At 26.3% G+C, this 19,828-nt stretch carries 13 protein-coding genes and 1 pseudogene; 9 read left to right on the top strand and 5 right to left on the bottom strand.

Annotated features, from left to right (window positions below; all coding sequences use genetic code 11):
* The first annotated feature begins 15 nt into the window (after nt 1-15).
* From Q0K19_RS00170 to Q0K19_RS00155, 4 genes are all read left to right on the top strand, one after another.
* Nucleotides 16-459 carry a DUF2752 domain-containing protein gene (locus tag Q0K19_RS00170; protein WP_297244458.1) on the top strand — a complete coding sequence of 148 codons (444 nt, stop codon included), beginning with the start codon at nt 16-18 and terminating at the stop codon, nt 457-459.
* Between the two features lie 98 nt (nt 460-557).
* Nucleotides 558-1,916, top strand: a complete 1,359-nt coding sequence (locus Q0K19_RS00165) for a TonB-dependent receptor (protein WP_297244455.1) — start codon at nt 558-560, stop codon at nt 1,914-1,916.
* 44 nt (nt 1,917-1,960) lie between these two features.
* Entirely contained in the window at nt 1,961-4,720 is a 2,760-nt protein-coding gene (polA, locus tag Q0K19_RS00160; RefSeq protein WP_297244452.1) for a DNA polymerase I, read from the top strand.
* A 517-nt stretch (nt 4,721-5,237) separates the two neighbouring features.
* Nucleotides 5,238-5,777, top strand: a complete 540-nt coding sequence (locus tag Q0K19_RS00155) for a GrpB family protein (RefSeq protein ID WP_297244450.1) — start codon at nt 5,238-5,240, stop codon at nt 5,775-5,777.
* 107 nt (nt 5,778-5,884) lie between these two features.
* Here the strand turns inward: Q0K19_RS00155 and Q0K19_RS00150 are convergent, their stop codons facing one another.
* The 5 genes from Q0K19_RS00150 to Q0K19_RS00130 form a co-directional block, all read right to left on the bottom strand.
* The gene (locus Q0K19_RS00150; RefSeq protein ID WP_297244448.1) at nt 5,885-6,832 is read right to left on the bottom strand and encodes an N-acetylmuramoyl-L-alanine amidase; all 948 of its coding nucleotides are present in this window, start codon (nt 6,830-6,832) and stop codon (nt 5,885-5,887) included.
* Nucleotides 6,778-8,928, bottom strand: coding sequence for a type I DNA topoisomerase (topA, locus tag Q0K19_RS00145; protein WP_297244446.1), 2,151 nt, complete (start codon nt 8,926-8,928; stop codon nt 6,778-6,780). The genes Q0K19_RS00150 and topA overlap by 55 nt, the downstream gene beginning before the upstream one ends.
* Before the next feature lie 42 nt (nt 8,929-8,970).
* Entirely contained in the window at nt 8,971-10,245 is a 1,275-nt protein-coding gene (gene dprA, locus Q0K19_RS00140; RefSeq protein ID WP_297244442.1) for a DNA-processing protein DprA, read from the bottom strand.
* Nucleotides 10,242-10,955 carry a tetratricopeptide repeat protein gene (locus Q0K19_RS00135; protein WP_014487284.1) on the bottom strand — a complete coding sequence of 238 codons (714 nt, stop codon included), beginning with the start codon at nt 10,953-10,955 and terminating at the stop codon, nt 10,242-10,244. The genes dprA and Q0K19_RS00135 overlap by 4 nt, the downstream gene beginning before the upstream one ends.
* A gap of 153 nt (nt 10,956-11,108) precedes the next feature.
* Nucleotides 11,109-14,498 carry an exodeoxyribonuclease V subunit beta gene (locus tag Q0K19_RS00130; protein WP_297244437.1) on the bottom strand — a complete coding sequence of 1,130 codons (3,390 nt, stop codon included), beginning with the start codon at nt 14,496-14,498 and terminating at the stop codon, nt 11,109-11,111.
* Nucleotides 14,499-14,620: 122 nt separating this feature from the next.
* Between Q0K19_RS00130 and Q0K19_RS00125 the strand changes: the two genes are divergently transcribed.
* From Q0K19_RS00125 to Q0K19_RS00105, 5 genes and pseudogenes are all read left to right on the top strand, one after another.
* The gene (locus tag Q0K19_RS00125; protein WP_297244435.1) at nt 14,621-15,739 is read left to right on the top strand and encodes an AI-2E family transporter; all 1,119 of its coding nucleotides are present in this window, start codon (nt 14,621-14,623) and stop codon (nt 15,737-15,739) included.
* Nucleotides 15,740-15,777: 38 nt separating this feature from the next.
* Nucleotides 15,778-16,767, top strand: coding sequence for a glycosyltransferase family 9 protein (locus tag Q0K19_RS00120; protein ID WP_335845740.1), 990 nt, complete (start codon nt 15,778-15,780; stop codon nt 16,765-16,767).
* Between the two features lie 42 nt (nt 16,768-16,809).
* Nucleotides 16,810-17,720: pseudogene (locus Q0K19_RS00115) on the top strand (Rpn family recombination-promoting nuclease/putative transposase).
* A gap of 81 nt (nt 17,721-17,801) precedes the next feature.
* Nucleotides 17,802-18,452 (top strand): CatA-like O-acetyltransferase, encoded by a 651-nt coding sequence (locus tag Q0K19_RS00110; protein WP_297244430.1) that lies wholly within the window; start codon nt 17,802-17,804, stop codon nt 18,450-18,452.
* 123 nt (nt 18,453-18,575) lie between these two features.
* Nucleotides 18,576-19,817 carry a DUF6175 family protein gene (locus tag Q0K19_RS00105; RefSeq protein WP_297244428.1) on the top strand — a complete coding sequence of 414 codons (1,242 nt, stop codon included), beginning with the start codon at nt 18,576-18,578 and terminating at the stop codon, nt 19,815-19,817.
* Nucleotides 19,818-19,828: the final 11 nt, after the last annotated feature.

The following is a 19,828-nucleotide window of genomic DNA, read 5'->3' as shown; positions in this document are numbered from 1 at the left end:
TAATAATCTAATATTATGACAAAAATTTTAAAACTTATATTAATATCTTTTTTAGCATTTTTTATAAATTATGACAGCAATAAACATTTTGATAAATATTATATACCAATAGATAGATTGTGTATGATTAGAAATGTTACAGGATATCCATGTCCAGGCTGCGGAATGACTAGAGCACATATAGAAGTTTTAAAATTAAATTTCAAAAAAGCTTTTTATTATCATCCATTATTCATATTTCCAAGTATTATTTTCTTTGTAGTAATTTTTCAAAAAAGACTAAAGATAGCAAATTATATTTATCATAATAATTATATTATAATCTCTATGTTATTAATTTTTATAATCGTATACATCATTAGATTTATATTATTATTTCCAAATGAAGAGCCTTTTACATATAATTATGACAGCGAATTTTACAAAGCATTCAGAATTATAAAAAATATATTGAAATAATTATTATCTGTAAATTTGCTTTACAACTATTAATTTTTCAAATTTCTATTTTATTGGTTTAAGTTTATACATTGTTAAATGAGATAGGAATTAAAAATATGCCGGCTTTTTTATTAATATTATTATATATATTTTTGTCTTTTCCTATTTATGCTGAAGATGAAATTCCGTATGAAGATGAAAATACATTTGATTACGAAATTATACAAGAAGAGACAAACGAAATTCAGGCATCTCATAAAGAAAAACAATTTCTTTTGGATAAATCAATATATATAAGAAAAAGTCAAATAAAATCATCTAAATCACAAAATATGGCAGAGCTTATAAAAGAATATTGTAATATAGATATAAAAAATAAAACAGTATATTCACAGTCTACATTTATATTAAATGGTAAAGTACTTAATAATGATGAAAAAAAAATATATTTATTTTTATATAATAAAGATGATATAGATTCAATAAATATTAATTATTATGCATCAAGAGGAAGAATAGTATATGATATTTTAAGTAAGAAGTATTCTAAATCTGAAGAGCTTTTATATACAAAATTATCAAGGGATGTTAAGATTGAATCGGATAAAACTATTAAATATGTAAAAACTCAAACCAATGAAAGTAAATCTTCTGGTAAAATGAATTTGCTTGAATATAATATAAAAAATCAGAATAATAGTTCATTAAATTTTAATTTGGATACTTCAGGGGAGGAAAGAGGATTCAGCGGTAAGAAAAGTAAAACAGCAGATTTCAGATCTTATGTGAATGGGAATGTTAATTTTAAAGTAAATCCAGTGAAACAAATAAGTTTAACTGGTAAATATTTTGTTAATATGCAGACAGATATTGCTATGCTCAACAAAGGTTATACAAATAATATAAAAAATCAAAATCTTTATCAAGGAGGAAATATAGGTGTTTCTATAAAGCCTCATGATATAGTTACTTTGGAAGCTTTATATTTTGTAAGTTCTAAAAAAGATTTGCTTACAAATAATAATCAATATCTTACAACTCAAGGAAGTAAAACTAGTATAATATTTAATATACCAATAAAAGATATTAGTTCAACTATAAGAATAAAAGGTAATTATTCATATTTAGTCGGTAAGAATTTATATAATGTAAGTGTAAATAATAATGATTTGCCGGGACTTCCAAGGCATCAGTTTAATACATCTTTGGAATATATATATAGCCGAAATAAGGATTTTGAATCAAGCATACTTTTTAATGTACAATATATAGGGGATCAATATAATAATACAACAAAATCTGAAGTTGATAAGTCTTATACCACATTTGATATAATAAGTTCATTTGTATTTAACAAAGATATATCATTAAAATTTGGTGTAAAGAATGTATTAGATGTTAAGTATGAAACTATTAAAGGTTATCCTATATCAAGCAGAGAATATTTTGTAAATGTTTCTGCAAAATTACGATAATAATTAAGTTATGTAATCTATTAAAAAACAATTATGGAAATATTATGAAAAAAACATTTCTTATTATCGATGCATTCGGTATACTTTACAGATACCATTTTATTTTTTTGAAAAGACCTCTTTTAAACTCTAAAGGTCAGAATGTTTCATCTATTAACGGTTTTATGAGAACTTATTTCTCACTTATAAATACATATCCTGCTGAATATGTTGCTATAGCTTTGGACAGCTCAAGAAAAACTTTTAGAAATGAAATATATAAAGAGTATAAAGAGAATAGAGAGAGTATGCCTGATGATTTAAGAAGTCAGATACCTATACTTTATAATCTTATAGATGCTTTAGGTATATCTAGAATAGTACTTGAGAATTATGAGGCTGATGATATAGTTGGTACTATTGCAGAAAAAAATAAAAAAGAGAATATAAAAACTATAATTTATTCTCCTGATAAAGATATACTTCAGCTTGTTTGCGATGATGTAAGAGTGGTCGCCAGCAATAAAGATAATGAGTTAATGGAGTATGATACGGAAGCTGTTAAAGAAAAGAGAGGGGTTTATCCTAATCAAATAATAGATTTACTTGCTCTTATGGGCGATGCTTCAGATAATATACCGGGAGTTAAAGGAGTAGGTGAAAAGACTGCTTTAAAACTTCTTGAAGAATATAAAAGTTTAGACGGTATATATGAAAATATTGATTCTATTAAGGGTAAGATACAGGAAAAACTGTTAGAATCAAAAGATATGGCATATATGAGCTATAAACTTGCTACCATTGAAAGAGATATTAAAGATTTTAATTTAGATTATAATGAAATAGCAAGCAGTAAAATAAATATTGATGAAGTTAATAAAATATTAGATGAATTAGAATTAAAACAGATAAGAGATAAAATCAATTCATATATATATGGTTCTTCCAAAAAAGATGATAAAGTAAAAATATCTGATGAAAAAACAAATAACAATGATACCGCAAAAGAAGAAAGTCCTATACTTAGTGCTAAAGATAATAAGGCTAGCTATTATTTAATAGAGAATGAAACAGAATTAGAAAATCTTTTAAAAGATATTAACAGTAAAAAGCTTGTATGTATAGACTTTGAAACTACAGGACTTGATACTTTTAAAGATACTATTATAGGAATTTCATTTGCTATAAGATCTAATGAAGCATTTTATTTAGATTTAAGCGGAAGAACAAATATTGATAAAGATAAATGTATGAATCTTGTATTTGATACTTTAGCTAAAGAAGATATAAAGGTTATAGGTCATAATCTTAAATATGAATACAAGATGATGAGAGCTATAGGCAAAAGTTTAGGAAATATGTACTTTGATACTATGGTTGCTGCATATTTGATTAATCCTACAAGAGGAAGATATAATATGGACGATTTGGCTATGGCATATCTTTCATACAATACAATCAAATACGGCGATTTAACTGATAATGCTAAAAAGACATTATTAGATGCACCTTTAAAAGATGTTGTTGAATATGCTTGTGAAGATGCTGATGTAACATTTAGATTCTATGAATGTTTTGCTCCATTACTTAAAACACATAATCTTGAAGAATTATTTTTCAATATAGAAATGCCTTTAGTTAGCGTACTTGCTGATATGGAATTTGACGGTGTTTATATAAGCAGTGAAAAAATGAAAGCATTATCTGATGAGTATACTTCACTATTAGAAAAGACAAAAGAAAAAATATATAAAGAAGCAGGAGAAGAATTTAATTTACAATCTCCTAAACAGCTTGAGTATATACTATTCGATAAAATGGGAATACCTCCAACTAAAAAAACTAAAACAGGTTTCTCAACTGATGAAGAAGTATTAACAGAGCTTTCCCAAAAATACAAAATAGCAGAATACATGCTTACATATAGAAAATATGCAAAATTAAAAAATACTTATCTTGATGTGTTCCCTACTTTGATAAATGAAAAAACAGGAAGAATACATGCTTCATTCAATCAAACTGTAACAGCTACAGGACGTTTATCATCATCAGAACCTAACTTGCAGAATATTCCGGTGAGAGGTGAAGAGGGCAGAGAGATAAGAAATACATTCATACCTGAAAAAGGCAATTTACTTATAGCTGCTGACTATTCTCAAATAGAATTAAGATTATTGGCACATTTCAGTAATGATCCTGTATTAGTGGAAGCATTCAAAAATAATGATGATATTCACAGAAAAACAGCAATGAAAATATATTCTGTGAGTAAAGAGCATGTAACTGCCTCAATGAGAAATATTGCTAAGATAATAAACTTCTCTATTATTTACGGTAAAACAGCATTCGGACTTTCAAAAGAGCTAGGAATAAAAAGAAAAGAAGCAGAGGATTTTATAAAAGGATATTTTTCAACATATTCAAGAGTGAAGCCTTTCTGTGAGGAAGTAGTTGAGGAAGTAAGAAATAAGGGCTTTGTAAGAACTATGTGCGGAAGAATTAGGGATTTATCAAAGACTATCAATTCTTCAAATGCTATGGCTAGAAATGAGGCTGAAAGAATGGCTTTAAATACTCTTATTCAGGGAAGTGCTGCTGATATGATAAAGGTTGCTATGGTTGCTATACATAAAGAGTTTAAAAATCATTTGAAAACTGCAAAAATAGTTATGCAAGTTCATGACGAATTAGTAGTAGAAGTTTCTGAAAAAGAGGCTGACAAGGCTATGACTATAATGAAAGAGATAATGGAGCATTCAGTAAAAACTAATGTGCCTATAACTGTTGATATACATAAAGGAAACAGCTGGGGAGAGGTTCATTAATATTTGATTTTTTTAAAGAAAAAGAGTATTTTATTTTTTTATATAAAAACTCTTTTTCTTAAATAAAAATTAATAAATCATTGTTATATATTTATTATTTTTGATGTGCGTTATAAAAAACAATGAAAAATAAATCTATTATGTTTCAGTAGTTTTTGTAATATTTATATTATTCTTTAGTATATACTGAGAATTTTTAAGTTTGTCAATTTTTTTATTCAACTTTTTCCCGCCGCACGCCATAGGCGGACTTCGTCAAAGTTGTAAAAAGTGCAAGTATAAAATTAGTACTAAATAATACTAATTTTGTCTTACATGTAAATAATTTATTACATTTAAGTTCAAATATAGCCTTTCGCGAAGCGTATCCGAGTTTATCGAGGATATAGCTTCTTTGTGGCAACAAAAGAAGTGTGGAGGGGGGCAAAGCCCTGAAAATATTTTGAATTAAAAAAATTATTTTGACAAAATATATTTGTTTTAGTATACATAATAATTTTATTATTTGGAGTTGGTAATGAGAATAATTGAAATTGTTGATTATGATTATAATTGGAAGAATTTATATAGAGAGGAAGAATCAAAAATAAAAAATATTATTAATGATATACTTATAAGCATTCATCATATAGGAAGCACATCAATAGAAAATTTAAAAGCAAAACCTATTATAGATATGCTAGCTGTAGTTGATGATATAAATAAAGTTGATCGTTATAATAATGATTTTGCTAATATTGGTTATAAAGCCATGGGAGAAAATGGAATAGCAAAGAGAAGATTTTTTATGAAAGATTATATCGATGATAATGGTACCCAAAAAAGATTTTCTCATATACATATATTTGATATTAATAATAAATTCGATATTGAAAGGCATTTAGCTTTTAGAGATTTTTTAATGGCAAATAAAAATATCGCTGAAGAATATGTTAAAATAAAATTGGAAGCTTTGAAAAATTGTAATAATGATATTGAATTATATTGCAATTATAAAGATAAATTTATAAAAGACATAGAAAAAAAGGCATTAGAATTTTATAGAAAGAATTTCTAAATATTATGATATGCTGTTTTATTAAATTTTTTATTAATGATATAAAATCTTATTAAGAATAAAAGATATTATGTTTTTATTTATAAAATTAATTTTGAATATTGCTATTATTTTGTAAAACCTTTAGTTTTTTCAAAAAGTTCTATGTATTTCTTTATACCCTCTGCTGTAGCTTTTACCATTTTTAATCTTGTTTCTTTGGTGTTCATAAACTTGGCATCAGCAGGATTTGTTATGAATCCCAATTCTATTAATGTTGAAGGCATAACGGCACCCTTAAGAACATAAAATAAAGCATTCTGTACAGGTTTAGTTCTTCTTGCCACTCCTGATACTTTGAGAACTTGTTCTGTGATTGATTCTGCTAATAATTTGCTTTCTTTTTGATACTGTTCTACAAGCATATAGTTATGAGTGATTTGCGAGGAATCTTTTTCATATTTTGAAGGGTCTATATTATCAAACTTTACTAAAGCCTCATTCTCAAACATAGACACTGCTCTTGCATATTCGCTTGACTCCTGAGCACTCACAAAATAAGCCTCAAAACCTCTAGCATTCGGACTGAATGAAGCATTTGCATGAACACTTACAAATAATGCATTTTTGGCTTTATCTGTGTTTATTTTTGCGGCATTATTAGCTATTTCAAAACGCTTTTCAAGAGTAGGGTAAGTATCACCTGTTCTCGTAAGCACAATTTTGACATTTGGAAGTAAATCCTCTAATTCTTCTTTTAATTCTAATGAAAAGGCTAAAACTATATCTTTTTCAAATAATTTATTTACTCCAACAGCTCCAGGGTCTTTTCCTCCATGTCCGGGATCTATAATTATTGTAGATATAGTTTTCTCACTGAATTTACTTACAGCTGGATTAAAAGCCTCTTTCAAATCTTCTACTTTTATATTTAAATTATTTAGTTTTATCTTATCATTATTTTGCGGATAAAGTAGATAACAAGTATTAAACAGAGCTAATACAGTAATTAATAGTAATGTTATTCTTCGTCCTCTTTGATTTCCTCCGAATAACCGCAATCTTCCTTGATACAAACTTTAAACAATCCTTTGTTTTTAATATTCTTCTCAACCATAAGTCCTCCGCATTTAGGACAAGGTTCTTGAAGAGGTTTATCCCAACTTACAAAATCGCATTTAGGATAATTAGAACAACCATAGAATTCTCTTCCTCTTTTTGAGCGTTTTAATGTAATATCTCCTCCGCATTTAGGACAAACACCAAAAGATATTCCTTTAGTGTTTTTACATTCAGGGAATCCGGAACAAGCTATAAAATATCCGTATCTTCCCAAACGCTTAATCATCTTCTTACCGCATTTTTCACATACAAAATCAGTTTCTTCATTGAAAAAGTCTTTCATATTATTGATATTTTCAGTAGCTGTTTTCAATGTGTCCAAAAAATGAGGATAGAATTCTTTTAATATATTATTCCATTCTATATTATCGTCTTCTATTTTATCAAGTTTACTTTCCATGTCGGCAGTAAAGTTAATATTTACAAGTTCAGGGAAATTTTCGCTTATAAGCTCATTAACTAGTTTTCCTAATTCTGTAGGTACTAATTGTTTTCCTTTTCTCTGTACATAATGCCTTGATATTATTGTTTTAATAGTTGGGGCATAAGTAGAAGGTCTTCCTATACCTGATTCTTCAAGTATTTTTACAAGTGAAGCATCTGTATATCTTGGAGGAGGTGTTGTGAAATGCTGCTGAGGATTATTTTCAACAAATTCACATACATCATCTTTTGATAAATTAGGCATTTTTGAAGCTTTTTCTTTATCTTCTTTGTCTATTGTAAGAACCTTCATAAATCCGTCAAATTCTATTTTTGAAGAAGAAAGAGAAAACTCACAATCTCCTGCCACTATTATAGCTCTTGTATTTTTCATTTTAGCTGGAAGCATTTGAGATGATACAAATCTCTCCCATATAAGTTTATACAGTTTATATTGGTCTGTTTTTAAATATTCTTTTATGCTGTCAGGAGTTAAAAATACATTAGTAGGTCTTATAGCCTCGTGAGCGTCCTGAGCATTCTTTTTTACTGAATATGTAGGAGGTTCAGGAGGTAAATAATTGCTTCCATATTCTTTTTCTATAAACTCTTTAGCCTGTTCCTGAGCAACAGGAGATATCCTTACACTATCGGTACGCATATAAGTTATCAAACCAGTTGCTTCTCCTGCTATATCAACACCTTCATAAAGTGATTGTGCCACCTGCATAGTTTTTGAAGCACTGTATCCTAATGCACTGCTTGCTGCCTGCTGAAGCTTACTTGTAGTATATGGAGCAGTAGGGTTTCTTAATCTGTCTTTTACCTCTATGCTTGCAACAGTATAAGTTTTGTCTTTAAGATGCTCCATTATATCTTCAACATCTTGTTTAGTTTTTAAATCAGGTTTTTCACCTTTATATTTTTGAAGTTCTGCTAAAAACTCTTTATTTTTATGCTTTAAAAATACTCCGAAAGTCCAATATTCTACAGGTACAAAAGTTTCAATTTCATCTTCTCTATTACATATTATAAGTAAAGCTACATTCTGTACTCTTCCTGCAGAAAGTCCTCTTTTTATTTTATCCCAAAGTAAAGGGCTTAAATTATAACCGATAAGTCTGTCTAATACTCTTCTTGCCTTTTGAGCATTAACTTTTGAAATATCTATATCTCTTGGCTGATCAATAGCTTCTTTTAATGCATCTTTTGTTATCTCATGAAAAACTATTCTCTTTATAGGTACAGCAGAGTTTACGCCTCTGATTTTATTTCCTATATGCCAAGCTATGCTTTCTCCCTCTCTATCATCGTCGGCAGCTAGCAATACTTCTTCCGCTTTTTTTGCCTCTTTTTTCAAATCATTTAATATTTTAGCTCTTCCTCTTATAGTGATGTATTCAGGTTCAAAGCCATGATCTACATCTATAGCCAGTCTGCTTCTAGGCAAATCAATTAAATGCCCCATTGATGACATTACAAGATAATCAGAGCCTAAATATCTATTAATTGTTTTAGCTTTCGCCGGAGACTCCACTATAATAAGTTTTTTCTTTTTAGACTCTTTTTTATCTTTTGTCTTTTTACTTGTTGTTTTTTTTACTTTTTCCTCTGTTGTTGTAGCCATAGTTAAATCTCCTTTTATAAATCCTAAAGTTATATATATTTTTTATTTTTCTATAGTATAATATTTTCCCGAAAGCTGCTTTATAATCCCTTTTATCTCTAATTGCATAAGCATAGAAGTTACAGCCTGCACTTTCATTTTGCTTTCCTCTATAACTTCATCAATATGTATTTTATCATTTTGTTTTATTATATTATAAAGCAATGCCTCATCTTCCTGTAAAGTACTTATAATAGATTCATCATTTTGTTTTGATATTTTATTTTTTTTCTTTTCTTTTTTATCTTTTACTTCTTCTTTTTTTGTTTCTTTCTTTTCTTTATTATTATTGCTTTCACTTTTTATAGAATCATTTTTTACAGCTTTAGATTTTATATCTCCGCCTTCAAAATATTTTAATTTCATTTTCACATAATCATCATCATTTGAGAATATTGAATCAAAATCTTCAAGTATATCCATATAACTATATGCTATTTTAGCACCGTCTTTATATAGTTTATGATTTCCAAAATAACAGCTTTTCTTCTCATCATAAGGTGCAATATAAACGTCTCTGCCTTGATTAAGGGCATAATCAACAGTAATTAAAGCACCGGATTTACTAGCAGCTTCCACCATAACAACAGCATAAGAAAGTCCTGATATTATTCTGTTTCTTCTAGGGAAATTCATTCTGTCAGGCTTTCTTCCTATTTCAAATTCGCTTACTATTAAACCTTTTTCTGATAATTTATTATATATCTGCAAATTTTCAGAAGGGTAAACATTATCAATGCCGTTTCCTAAAACTGCCACAGTATTAATATGAGATGATATTGCTCCAAGATGTGCCTCTCTATCGACTCCTTTAGCCATTCCTGATACAACAGATATATTCAAAGATGATAATTTACTAGCAAGCTCGAAAGAATACTTACGGCTTTCATTTGTAGGCTCTCTAGTACCTACTATTGCTATAGCATTTCTTCTTAGTTTTTTTAAATCTCCCTTATAATAAAGTATATATGGCGGATTATCTATTTGTTTTAAATTAAATGGATAATCTTCATCAAATAAACTTAATATTCCTATACCATAGTTATTTGATTTTTCTACTATTGTATTTGCTTTATCTAATATCTCATTTTTATCAAAATTACCTATTTGAGATTTAAATTTTTTTTCTAATAATTCCTTTATATTTTCTTCTTTATCATCAAAAATATTTTCTACAGATTCATAATGATTTATAAGTTCGGATATTCTTTTATCTCCTACTTTATCAATTTGATTCAAGGCAATCAAATAAGTTTTTACATCATAACTTTTACTCAATTTCTCTGTCCTATAATTTGCTCAATATTTTTTAATACCGTTTCTTTAACATTATTTTCAACAGGGAGATTGAGTATTTTTCTGTACGCTGCCACAGCTTCATTATAATTTCCCCTGCTGTACTGTATTCTTGCAAGAAGCATCAAATAATCTGCATTATTAGGATTCATTTCAACAGCTTTTTTTATATTATCAAATGCTTCTTCATAATTATCCTGATGCATTCCCTTTAATGATGCTAAAGCTGCATAATAATTTGCATTGTTAGGGTCTTTATCTATAGCAAATCTAATATTATTTTCCGCTCTTTGTATAAAATTACTCTTTTTTTCATAAGTATCAGCACTTTCTGCTAAATTGGCATAAGATATTCCAAGTCCGTATCTTAAATAAGGGCTATTTGGAAGTATTTTTAATGCCTCAGTAAAATATTTTGCTGAATATGCATACTGTTCTTTTACTAAACTTCTTTCACCTAATGTCCTATATACAGATGCTAGTCTATCCTGAGCATATATTTTTTGATTTATAATGTCATTATAGGTGGAAGTTATTTCAAGAAGTGCCTTGTCATCATCTGCATTCTTTCCTTTTTCATATAGATTATAAGCTCTGTTTAAATTAAATCTATTGAAAAATACCTGCTTATCACATGATATGATAGATAAAAAACAAATTATTAATGTAAAATATTTTAAAATTACTTCCATTCATTTTCCTCACAGTTATAATATATACAATATAATAGAAAAAAGTAAAGGAAATTATTAATATAATAGAAATAATTAATAAAAATATATCGTAATAATATAAAAATATAGTATATTTTATAATAAATATGATTAAAATTTGATATTCATAATTTATTTAAGGAATATAATATCAGTTTTTATTTTATTCTTATCTATATTAGAAGATTTTTGACTAAGTACTTTTTCAAACATATACTTATAACTATTTAATTGGTATTGATATTTATTTATATTATATTCGCTTTCTTCTGCTACTTTATAATCTAGAATATAATACTCATCATTTTTATTTTTAGTTATAATATCAATTTTTCCTGTCATAAAATATTTTCCGTCATAATGCTGGTATGTATGTTCTCTTGAAACTATTTCTTCATCACCATTAAGTATATTTTGTATATGATGATTTTCAAATAGCTTTTTGAATGCTGTATTCAAACTTTCTGTTAATTGCTCTTTACTATAATGATTATTGCTTTTTATAATATATGATTTTACTTTTTCTAAATATTGATCTTTTTCTTTGTTGTATTTATCAAAGTTAAAATATTCAAGCATTTTATGTATTATTATTCCTATATCTTTATATGATATGAGTTCTATGTCCTCATTATATTCATTATCTGTATTATTTATATCATTTTCAAGTTTTGATATTTTTCTATCTAGAAGCTTTGTTATATTAACATAATTTTTATTGAATATGTTATTTAAAGACGGATTAATATTTTTTATATATTGATTATTATTTTCTTTTTTATCTTCTTTTGAAAGACTATCAATCTTTTCTTTTATTGACTGAGCATCTTTAATGTCTATTTCTTCTTCTCTTTTTATAGCTAATCCATAGAAATATGTATCAATAAATTTATTTTCTATATCATCAATTTTTATCAATCCTTCTGTATCTTCGCTTATAATATCAGCTTTATATTTTTTTGTTTCATCATGAAAATATTTATCTAAATATGATCTATATGTTTCTTCTTTGGTATGTTCACCTGAAAGTATTAAATTGTTTGATGCTCTTGTTAATGCTACATATAATAATCTTCTTTTTTCTGAAAATTCACTTTTTTTATTGTAATCAGTATTTAATGCTGAGAAATCTACACTATAATGTTTATTTTTTACAGGAAGTTTTATAAATGATGAATCTTCTATAAAATCAAAATCTGATAAATTAGGTTTTATATAACCGCCTATTCCTGCAACAAATACATTATTAAATTCAAGTCCTTTAGATTTATGTATAGTCATTATTTTTACGGATTCTACTGATAATTTTGGTATAGCAGAGTAGGCTTCATTATCATTGGTATTTTTTAGATTGAGTACAAAATCATAAATATTATTTCCTGTTTGATTTTCAAAATCATTTGCTATTTTTTTTAATTTTTCTATATTGGCATAAGAAATTTCCGCATCATTCATAGTCATTAAATAATTATAGAAATTAGTATCAATACATATTGTTTCAATTATTTCAGCAGCATTCATCTTATGTATTTTACTTTCTATGCTGTTTAATAATTCTTTGGCTGTTTTTAATTGATAATAATAACTTTTTGATTTAGCTATATTTTCTATTTCTTTATATTTATTTTCATCGTATATCATTTTTGGGAAATAATCTTTTATATCCAAATTTTTGACATATAAACTGAATAGAAAATCTGATAAATTGCCTATATCGATATCGAATAATTCACTTCTAAGAATTTCAGGCAGTTTTGCATGATCTCTTAATATTAAATATTCTAAGAATGTTTTTATTAATACTATTTCTTCTCTTGAGTAGAATTTATTTCCGCCGTCTATATAGTATGGTATTTTATAATCTGATAATGCTTGTAAATATTTATCTAATCTGCTGAATGTAGGAAGAAGTATAACAGTATTTTTATAATCATTACTATAATTATTTTTTATATATTCAGCTATTGCATATGCTTCTAATTCTGTTTTATCATCTGCATATAAATTAATGCTTTCATCTTCTATATTATTATTTAATATTAGTAAAGATACCGATTTATCATTTGTTTTTTTATTATAATCCAAATCATCTTCATCTTTATAATTAATATCATCATTTATAAATACTGTGCTTTTAAATAAATCATTAAAGAAATCTATAAGCATAGAATTGCTTCTGTAATTATCTTTTAAGTATCTTACATAATCGCTGAAATTTTCCTGAGTATTAGTGAAGGCATTTACATCAGCATTTCTGAATCTGTATATAGACTGCTTTCTATCTCCTACTATCATTAATTTTTTATCTGTTTTTGATTTGCTTGTTATTTCTCTTTGTCCGAATACTATTAAATTTATGAAATCAAACTGAAGAATGCTTGTATCTTGAGCTTCATCTAATATTAATGCTGATATATTATCTCTTATTTCTTTTGATATGTCTTTATTTTCTAATGCTTCTATAGCTTTATACATCATATCTTCATGAGAGTATATGCCTATATTATATTTTATTTTTTCTATATGATTGTATGTTTCTTTTATAAAATCTATTACCGCTTTATAATTTTCTTCGTTATATAATATATCAATATAATTAAGCATAGATATAGTGCATTGTTTTAAATCTTCTAATACTGCTCTGAATTCATCATGCTTTGTATTTCCTAATTTAGCATCTGATACATTATCCAATGCAATTCTAATATATTCATAATCTTCTGATTTTAATTCTTTTACTTTTTCTTTATTTTTTATCAAATCAATCTTTTGAAGAAGAAGAGATATTCTATTTTTGCATTCTGTTATAAATTTACCGCTTTTTAGATTATCATTTATAAGCTCTATACCGTAATTATATATATTATTGTATAGCTTATCATATTCTTTATCATCTATTTTTATTATTTCTAATGCTTTTTCTTCAAATCTATTTATATTTTCTAATCTTGGCTTTATTTTTAGTAAGAAATGCAGTATTCTTTGAGCAAATTTATTTTTACTGTCTTCTGTAGATATTCTATATAGAGAACGTATAATTTCGGCATGTTTTGATTGTCTTAAAATATTTAAAATCTCGCTTTTTAATGTTTCCTGAATATCAATACTATCTTCCAATATTGCCATATTAGGAGGTATGGAAAGATACATTGCATTTTCCATAGCTATAGAGTTGGCAAATGCATTTATTGTTGAAATTTTAGCACTTGTAAGTATATCTTTATAAACATTCTGCCAGTATTTTTTTTCTTTTAAAGATTTTTCATCATTTGTATTTTTTATATTATCTATTTTATTTCTTACTTTGGATCTTATTCTAAAAAGCATTTCATTAGCTGCAGCTTTTGTGAAAGTGATAACTACTATATTTGAAACTTTTTCTTTATTTTCTAATAATTTTATATATATTTCTGTTATAGTGCTTGTTTTTCCTGTGCCTGCCGATGCATTAACAAAGCATAAGCCATTATCTTCAAAACATTTTATTATATCTTTTTGTTTATCATTTAAATTGAATACCATTTTTATATGATAACATAAATATTTAATAATTCAAATTAAAATGCTTGAAAAATATATTATATATATTATTATAAAAACCTAATTAATTTTATTAATTTGGACTATTTTATTTTGGAGATTTTATGAATAAAAACAATATAGGCTATATTTTCTTTATAGCTTTTATATTCCTGTCTATATTTATAATGTACAAATTATTAAAACCTTTCGGCATGATAATATTCTTTGCCGTTGTTTTTTATGTCATATTAAATCCTCTTTTTATAAAGGCTATGGGGAAAAGTTATAAAAAAACTGATAAGCTTTCTATAATCAAAAAAAATACTTTGGCATTGCTATTTTCTCTTATATCTTTAATTATATTTTTAGTTCCTACAAGCATATTAGCATATACTATAATAGTTCAGCTTATAGATATTTCAAATATTGGTATTAAATATTTTATGAATTTAGATGTTAATGAAGTTATGAATAATTCTAACATAAATAATTTTCTTAAATCATTGCCTATAGATGTATCTATGGAAACTATATTAAAAAGGATACAGGATTCTTCTCTTTCAAATTTAACATTTATAAGTTCGTATCTTACTCAAAATGTAGCTAGTTTATTAAAAAGTACAGGCGGATTTGTAAGTTCATTTATATTTATGATGTTCTCATTATTTTTCTTTTTTGTAGACGGGGAATATTTGATAGGTCAGGTAAGAACATTAGTTCCTATAGATGCAAAATATCTTGACAGACTTATAAAACAGGTTTCTGAAGGTATAAAAGGAATAGTATTTGGAAATTTGTTTACAGGAATGTTTCAGGGCTTTTGTGCTTTTATAGTATATACTATATTTGGTGTTTCCAATTCATTTACATTTGCATTTCTTACTATAATAGCATCTTTTATGCCTATAATAGGAACTACTATAATATGGATACCTTTGGGTATATTGTTTCTAATAAATGGTGAAATTATTAAAGCTATTATATTTATAGTATGTTCATGGTTCTTTATTACAATACCTGATAATTTTGTACGTCCTTTGCTTCTTGGAAACAGAATAGAACTTCATCCATTATTTATTTTCTTTGCTATACTTGGAGGTGTATTATTCTTCGGACTTTCAGGAATTATATTAGGCCCTTTGAGTTTTATACTATTCTTTGAGATTATGAAAATATACAATGAAGAAAGAGCATTAGAATCAAAAAAGGAAAGAATGTTAAAAAGACGAAGATTATCATAATTTAATAATAATTATCAAGAGTTTTATCTATGACAAATATGACAAAGATATTGATTATAGGAATGAATTATATAGGAGATACTATATTTATAACTCCTTTAATAAGAGCCGTAAAAAAACATTATAATGATTGTATTATTGATGTTGTAAATGGAGCTAGGGGAATAGATATTTTACAAGAGAATCCTTATATAAATAATATTATAGTCAGAGATGATAAAGCATTAGAATATATAAAAAATCAGAACTATGATATAGGTATTACAGCTACAACAGCATTTTACGGAGCTTCACTTTTATATAAGGCAAAAATACCAATAAGAGCTGGAGTAAACAGTGAATGCCGCGGATTTCTTCTTAATAAAAAAACTTCTTGGAAAAAACATAAAAGACATATAGTAGATACAATACTTTCTATATTAAAACCTATGAATATAGAATCTGATGGCATAAATGCAGAAATATTTCTAAATGAAAAAGAAAATGAATTCGGCTTTAATAAAATGAAAAATTATAAAAATGCTTTACTTGTGCATGGCGGGGCTACTAGGATAAGTAAAAGGTATGGGATAGATAATTTTTCAAAACTTATAGATATGTTTTATAAAGAAAAACAAATGCCTATAATATTGATAGGTGCTAAAGATGATTTAGATTTTTCTGATGAGATGAAAAAAAGATTAGGAAATATAATAGCTGATGATTTTACTAATAAATTGACTATAAGGGAGCTTATATCAGTAATAAAACATTCTTATGCATTGATTGGCGGAGATAGTGCCCCTTTGCATATAGCTAATGCATGCAATATATATTCTATAGGTATATTCGGAGATACTTTGCCTTTGATTTACGGAGCTAGAGGAGATAAAGCTATAAATATAGAGGCAAGAAAAAAATACTGCTCAGCATTAAAAAGTTTTCATTGCGAGTATATGAAAAGAGGATGCAAAACTATTGACTGCTTAAAAAAACTTGAACCTGAAGAAATTCTTCCTTCACTTTTGTCTGTTTATAAAGGTATTTAATCTTATTTTGACAAAGTCTTATATTTTTAGTATAATTAAGCTATGAAAGAAATTAACAGACTTAATGATTTATTTGTACGATATCTAATTGGTACTGAAGGCGATGAGGATATATTAGAAAATATTGTTAATGCTGTTTTGAATGATGTTGGTTTTGAATCTGTAAGCAATCTTGAAATTATTAATCCTTATAACTTACCTGAAAATGAAAATTTAAAAGAGTCTATACTTGACGTTAAAGCAAAAACTAAAGACGGTAAGAAAATACTTATTGAAATACAGTTGGTAGGAAATAATAACTTTATAAAAAGAATATTATATTATATTATATAGCAAAAAATATAGCTTCAGAATTAAAAGAAAGTGATTTATATATTAATATAAGTAAGATGATTAGTATTAGTTTTATAAATTTTAATTTAGATATGGGAAGTAAAACTGATATAAAAAAAGAACATAAATGTTTAACATTTGCTGATATTAACAATCCTAGCCTTAGGCTGGACGATTTTCAGATACATTTTATAGAGATTAATAGATTTGCAGAAATATTAAGAAATGCTAGTTCAGATGAGTATAATAAAAATAAACTTCTATCTTGGATTGATTTTTTTACAACTAAAGATTTAGAAAAAAGTATTAATAAGTTAATAGGAGGTAACATTATTATGCCTAAAGTAATAGATAAATATAAAAGATTTGTAGCTGATGAAAAAGAGATGTCTGCCTATAATGAAAGAGATACTTTTCTTTATGGACAGGCTGCTATGCTTCAGTATGAGAGAGAAGAAGGAAAAATAGAAGGTATAGAAATAGGTATTCAGCAAGGTATAAAAGAAGGTATAGAGAAAACAAAAATATCTATGGCTATAAATATGAAGAGAGATAAAGTAGATTTGAATACAATATCAAAATATACAGGATTAAGTATAGAAGATATAAAAAAATTATGAGCATATTTTGAGTTTACTTAAAATATGCTAAAAGCGAATAATTTTTTATAAATATAAAAATTGTAAAAATATAATTGTAATATGTTTAATAAAATAGATTTAAATAATTATAATAGAAAAGAACATTATGAAATGTATATGAATAATATTCCATGTACATATAGCATAACAGTACCTTTAAATATCACAAAATTTAAAAAAGCTGTTAAAGATAAGAATATTAAATTTTATGCCTCTGTTATTTACTTAATATCAAAAGTTGTAAATAAATACAAAGAATTTAAAATGGTATTGAATGATAATAAAGAACTTGGCTATTATGATATTATTAATCCAAGCTATACCATATTTCATAATGATACAAAAACTTTTTCTTCTATTCATACAGAATATAATGAGAAATTTGATTTGTTTTATAAAAATTATATTTCAGATATGGAAACTTATGGAGAAAATAAAACTTTTTTGGCTAAGCCATGCAATATGAAAAATATATTTAATATTTCATCTCTTCCATTATCAGCTTTTACTAGTTTTAATCTTAATTTACCAAATAGTTTTGAGTATTTAGCTCCGATATTTACTATAGGAAAATATTATACAGATGATAAAAACAATATAATGATGCCTTTATGTTTACAAATACATCATAGTGTATGCGATGGATATCATGTGGGTATTTTCTTTGAGGATTTACAGCATGAATTTGATGAATTCTATTTATTATATTGAATTCTTTCTTGAAAAAATATAACTTTATTATAAAATATATGTTAATAACATTATATTTAATTAAAATTTGTTTTTTATTTATAATAAGAGTTTTATATAATATTAATTGAGGTTTATGATAATATGAAATTTACATTGAATAAGTTATATCTATTTATATTTTTATCTTTATTTTTTATATCATGTGCTACAACTTCTAAAAACACATCAAGCGGCGGCGTATATGTAGGAGAGGAAACTGGAGAGATTGGAATAGTTAATAATTGGAAGAATCCTGATTTCAAAGGCGGAAAAACTACAAAAATAATTGCTGAAGGTTATGCATCTGCTGACGGAAGAGGAGAGGCTGATGCTATAGAAAGATCCATTGAAAGTGCTAAAAGAAATGCAGTAGAGCAGGCAGTTGGTTCTATAGTTAATGGAAGTACTTTGGTAGAAAATAACAAACTTATAAGTTCAAAAATATATGATAATACAACAGGTTATATATCTGCATATAAAGTTATTAATATATCTAAATCAGGTTCTGTTTGGTATTCTAAAATAGAGGCTACAGTTGGTGTGGACATGCTTCAAGATAATCTTCAGGCTATGGGCATACTTATGGATAGAAAAAATCTTCCTCTTATAGTTGTGCTTGTTACAGATGAAACAGGAAATTTAAGCGAATCATTTAATGTAGAATTAGAAAATAATATGAGCGAGAAAGGATTTAAATTTGTTAGTCCTTCATCATTAGAGAATGTAATGAGAAAAGAAAATATAACTTACGAAGATACAAGAGGTTCACGTTCATCTTCTTCAATAAAAAAGATAGCCGATGCAACAGGAGCTCAAATAGCTATAATAGGTAAAGCAGATGCAGCTTTCTTTACAACTATACAAGGTACTGCTATGAAAAGTTATAGAAGCGATGTTGCAATAACAGCTATTAATATATCAGATTATTCTACTATAGCCCGTGCTACACATCAGGCAGGCGGTGTTGGAGGAAGCGATAAGGATGCACATTCTATAGCTTTGGTTAAATCAGCAGATTATGTATCAGATGATTTTGTTAATCAGATAGTTAATAAATGGCAGAGCGAAGTTCAAAATGGTACAGAGTATACTATATATGTAAACGGACTTGATTTTAATGAATCTATAGGTTTTGAAGAAGCTATGAAAAAGAATATAGGCGGATTAAAAAATATTTATAATAGAGGAGTATCCGGAGAGTCTTCAAGATATGTTGTTACTTATATAGGAAGCAGCAGAGATTTGGCTGTTGATATTAATTCTAAAGCTAAAAATATGGGATATCAGATAATAATAAATAGCTTTGATGATAAAACTATTACTTTGAAGGCAAGTAAGAGGTAATTTTTTCTGTT

It is taken from the genome of uncultured Brachyspira sp., assembly GCF_944393015.1.
In the GTDB taxonomy this organism is placed as follows: Bacteria; Spirochaetota; Brachyspiria; order Brachyspirales; family Brachyspiraceae; genus Brachyspira.
Note: the sequence above shows the minus strand (reverse complement) of the source record. Positions and strands in the feature narration are given on the sequence as shown.

Excerpts from the sequence above, each read along its gene's own strand:
- Q0K19_RS00170 (WP_297244458.1), top strand. The coding sequence starts at position 16 with ATGACAAAAATTTTAAAACTTATATTAATATCTTTTTTAGCATTTTTT.
- Q0K19_RS00165 (WP_297244455.1), top strand. The coding sequence starts at position 558 with ATGCCGGCTTTTTTATTAATATTATTATATATATTTTTGTCTTTTCCT.
- polA (WP_297244452.1), top strand. The coding sequence starts at position 1,961 with ATGAAAAAAACATTTCTTATTATCGATGCATTCGGTATACTTTACAGA.
- Q0K19_RS00155 (WP_297244450.1), top strand. The coding sequence starts at position 5,238 with ATGAGAATAATTGAAATTGTTGATTATGATTATAATTGGAAGAATTTA.
- topA (WP_297244446.1), bottom strand. The coding sequence starts at position 8,928 with ATGGCTACAACAACAGAGGAAAAAGTAAAAAAAACAACAAGTAAAAAG.
- Q0K19_RS00135 (WP_014487284.1), bottom strand. The coding sequence starts at position 10,955 with ATGGAAGTAATTTTAAAATATTTTACATTAATAATTTGTTTTTTATCT.
- Q0K19_RS00130 (WP_297244437.1), bottom strand. The coding sequence starts at position 14,498 with ATGGTATTCAATTTAAATGATAAACAAAAAGATATAATAAAATGTTTT.
- Q0K19_RS00125 (WP_297244435.1), top strand. The coding sequence starts at position 14,621 with ATGAATAAAAACAATATAGGCTATATTTTCTTTATAGCTTTTATATTC.
- Q0K19_RS00120 (WP_335845740.1), top strand. The coding sequence starts at position 15,778 with ATGACAAAGATATTGATTATAGGAATGAATTATATAGGAGATACTATA.
- Q0K19_RS00110 (WP_297244430.1), top strand. The coding sequence starts at position 17,802 with ATGTTTAATAAAATAGATTTAAATAATTATAATAGAAAAGAACATTAT.
- Q0K19_RS00105 (WP_297244428.1), top strand. The coding sequence starts at position 18,576 with ATGAAATTTACATTGAATAAGTTATATCTATTTATATTTTTATCTTTA.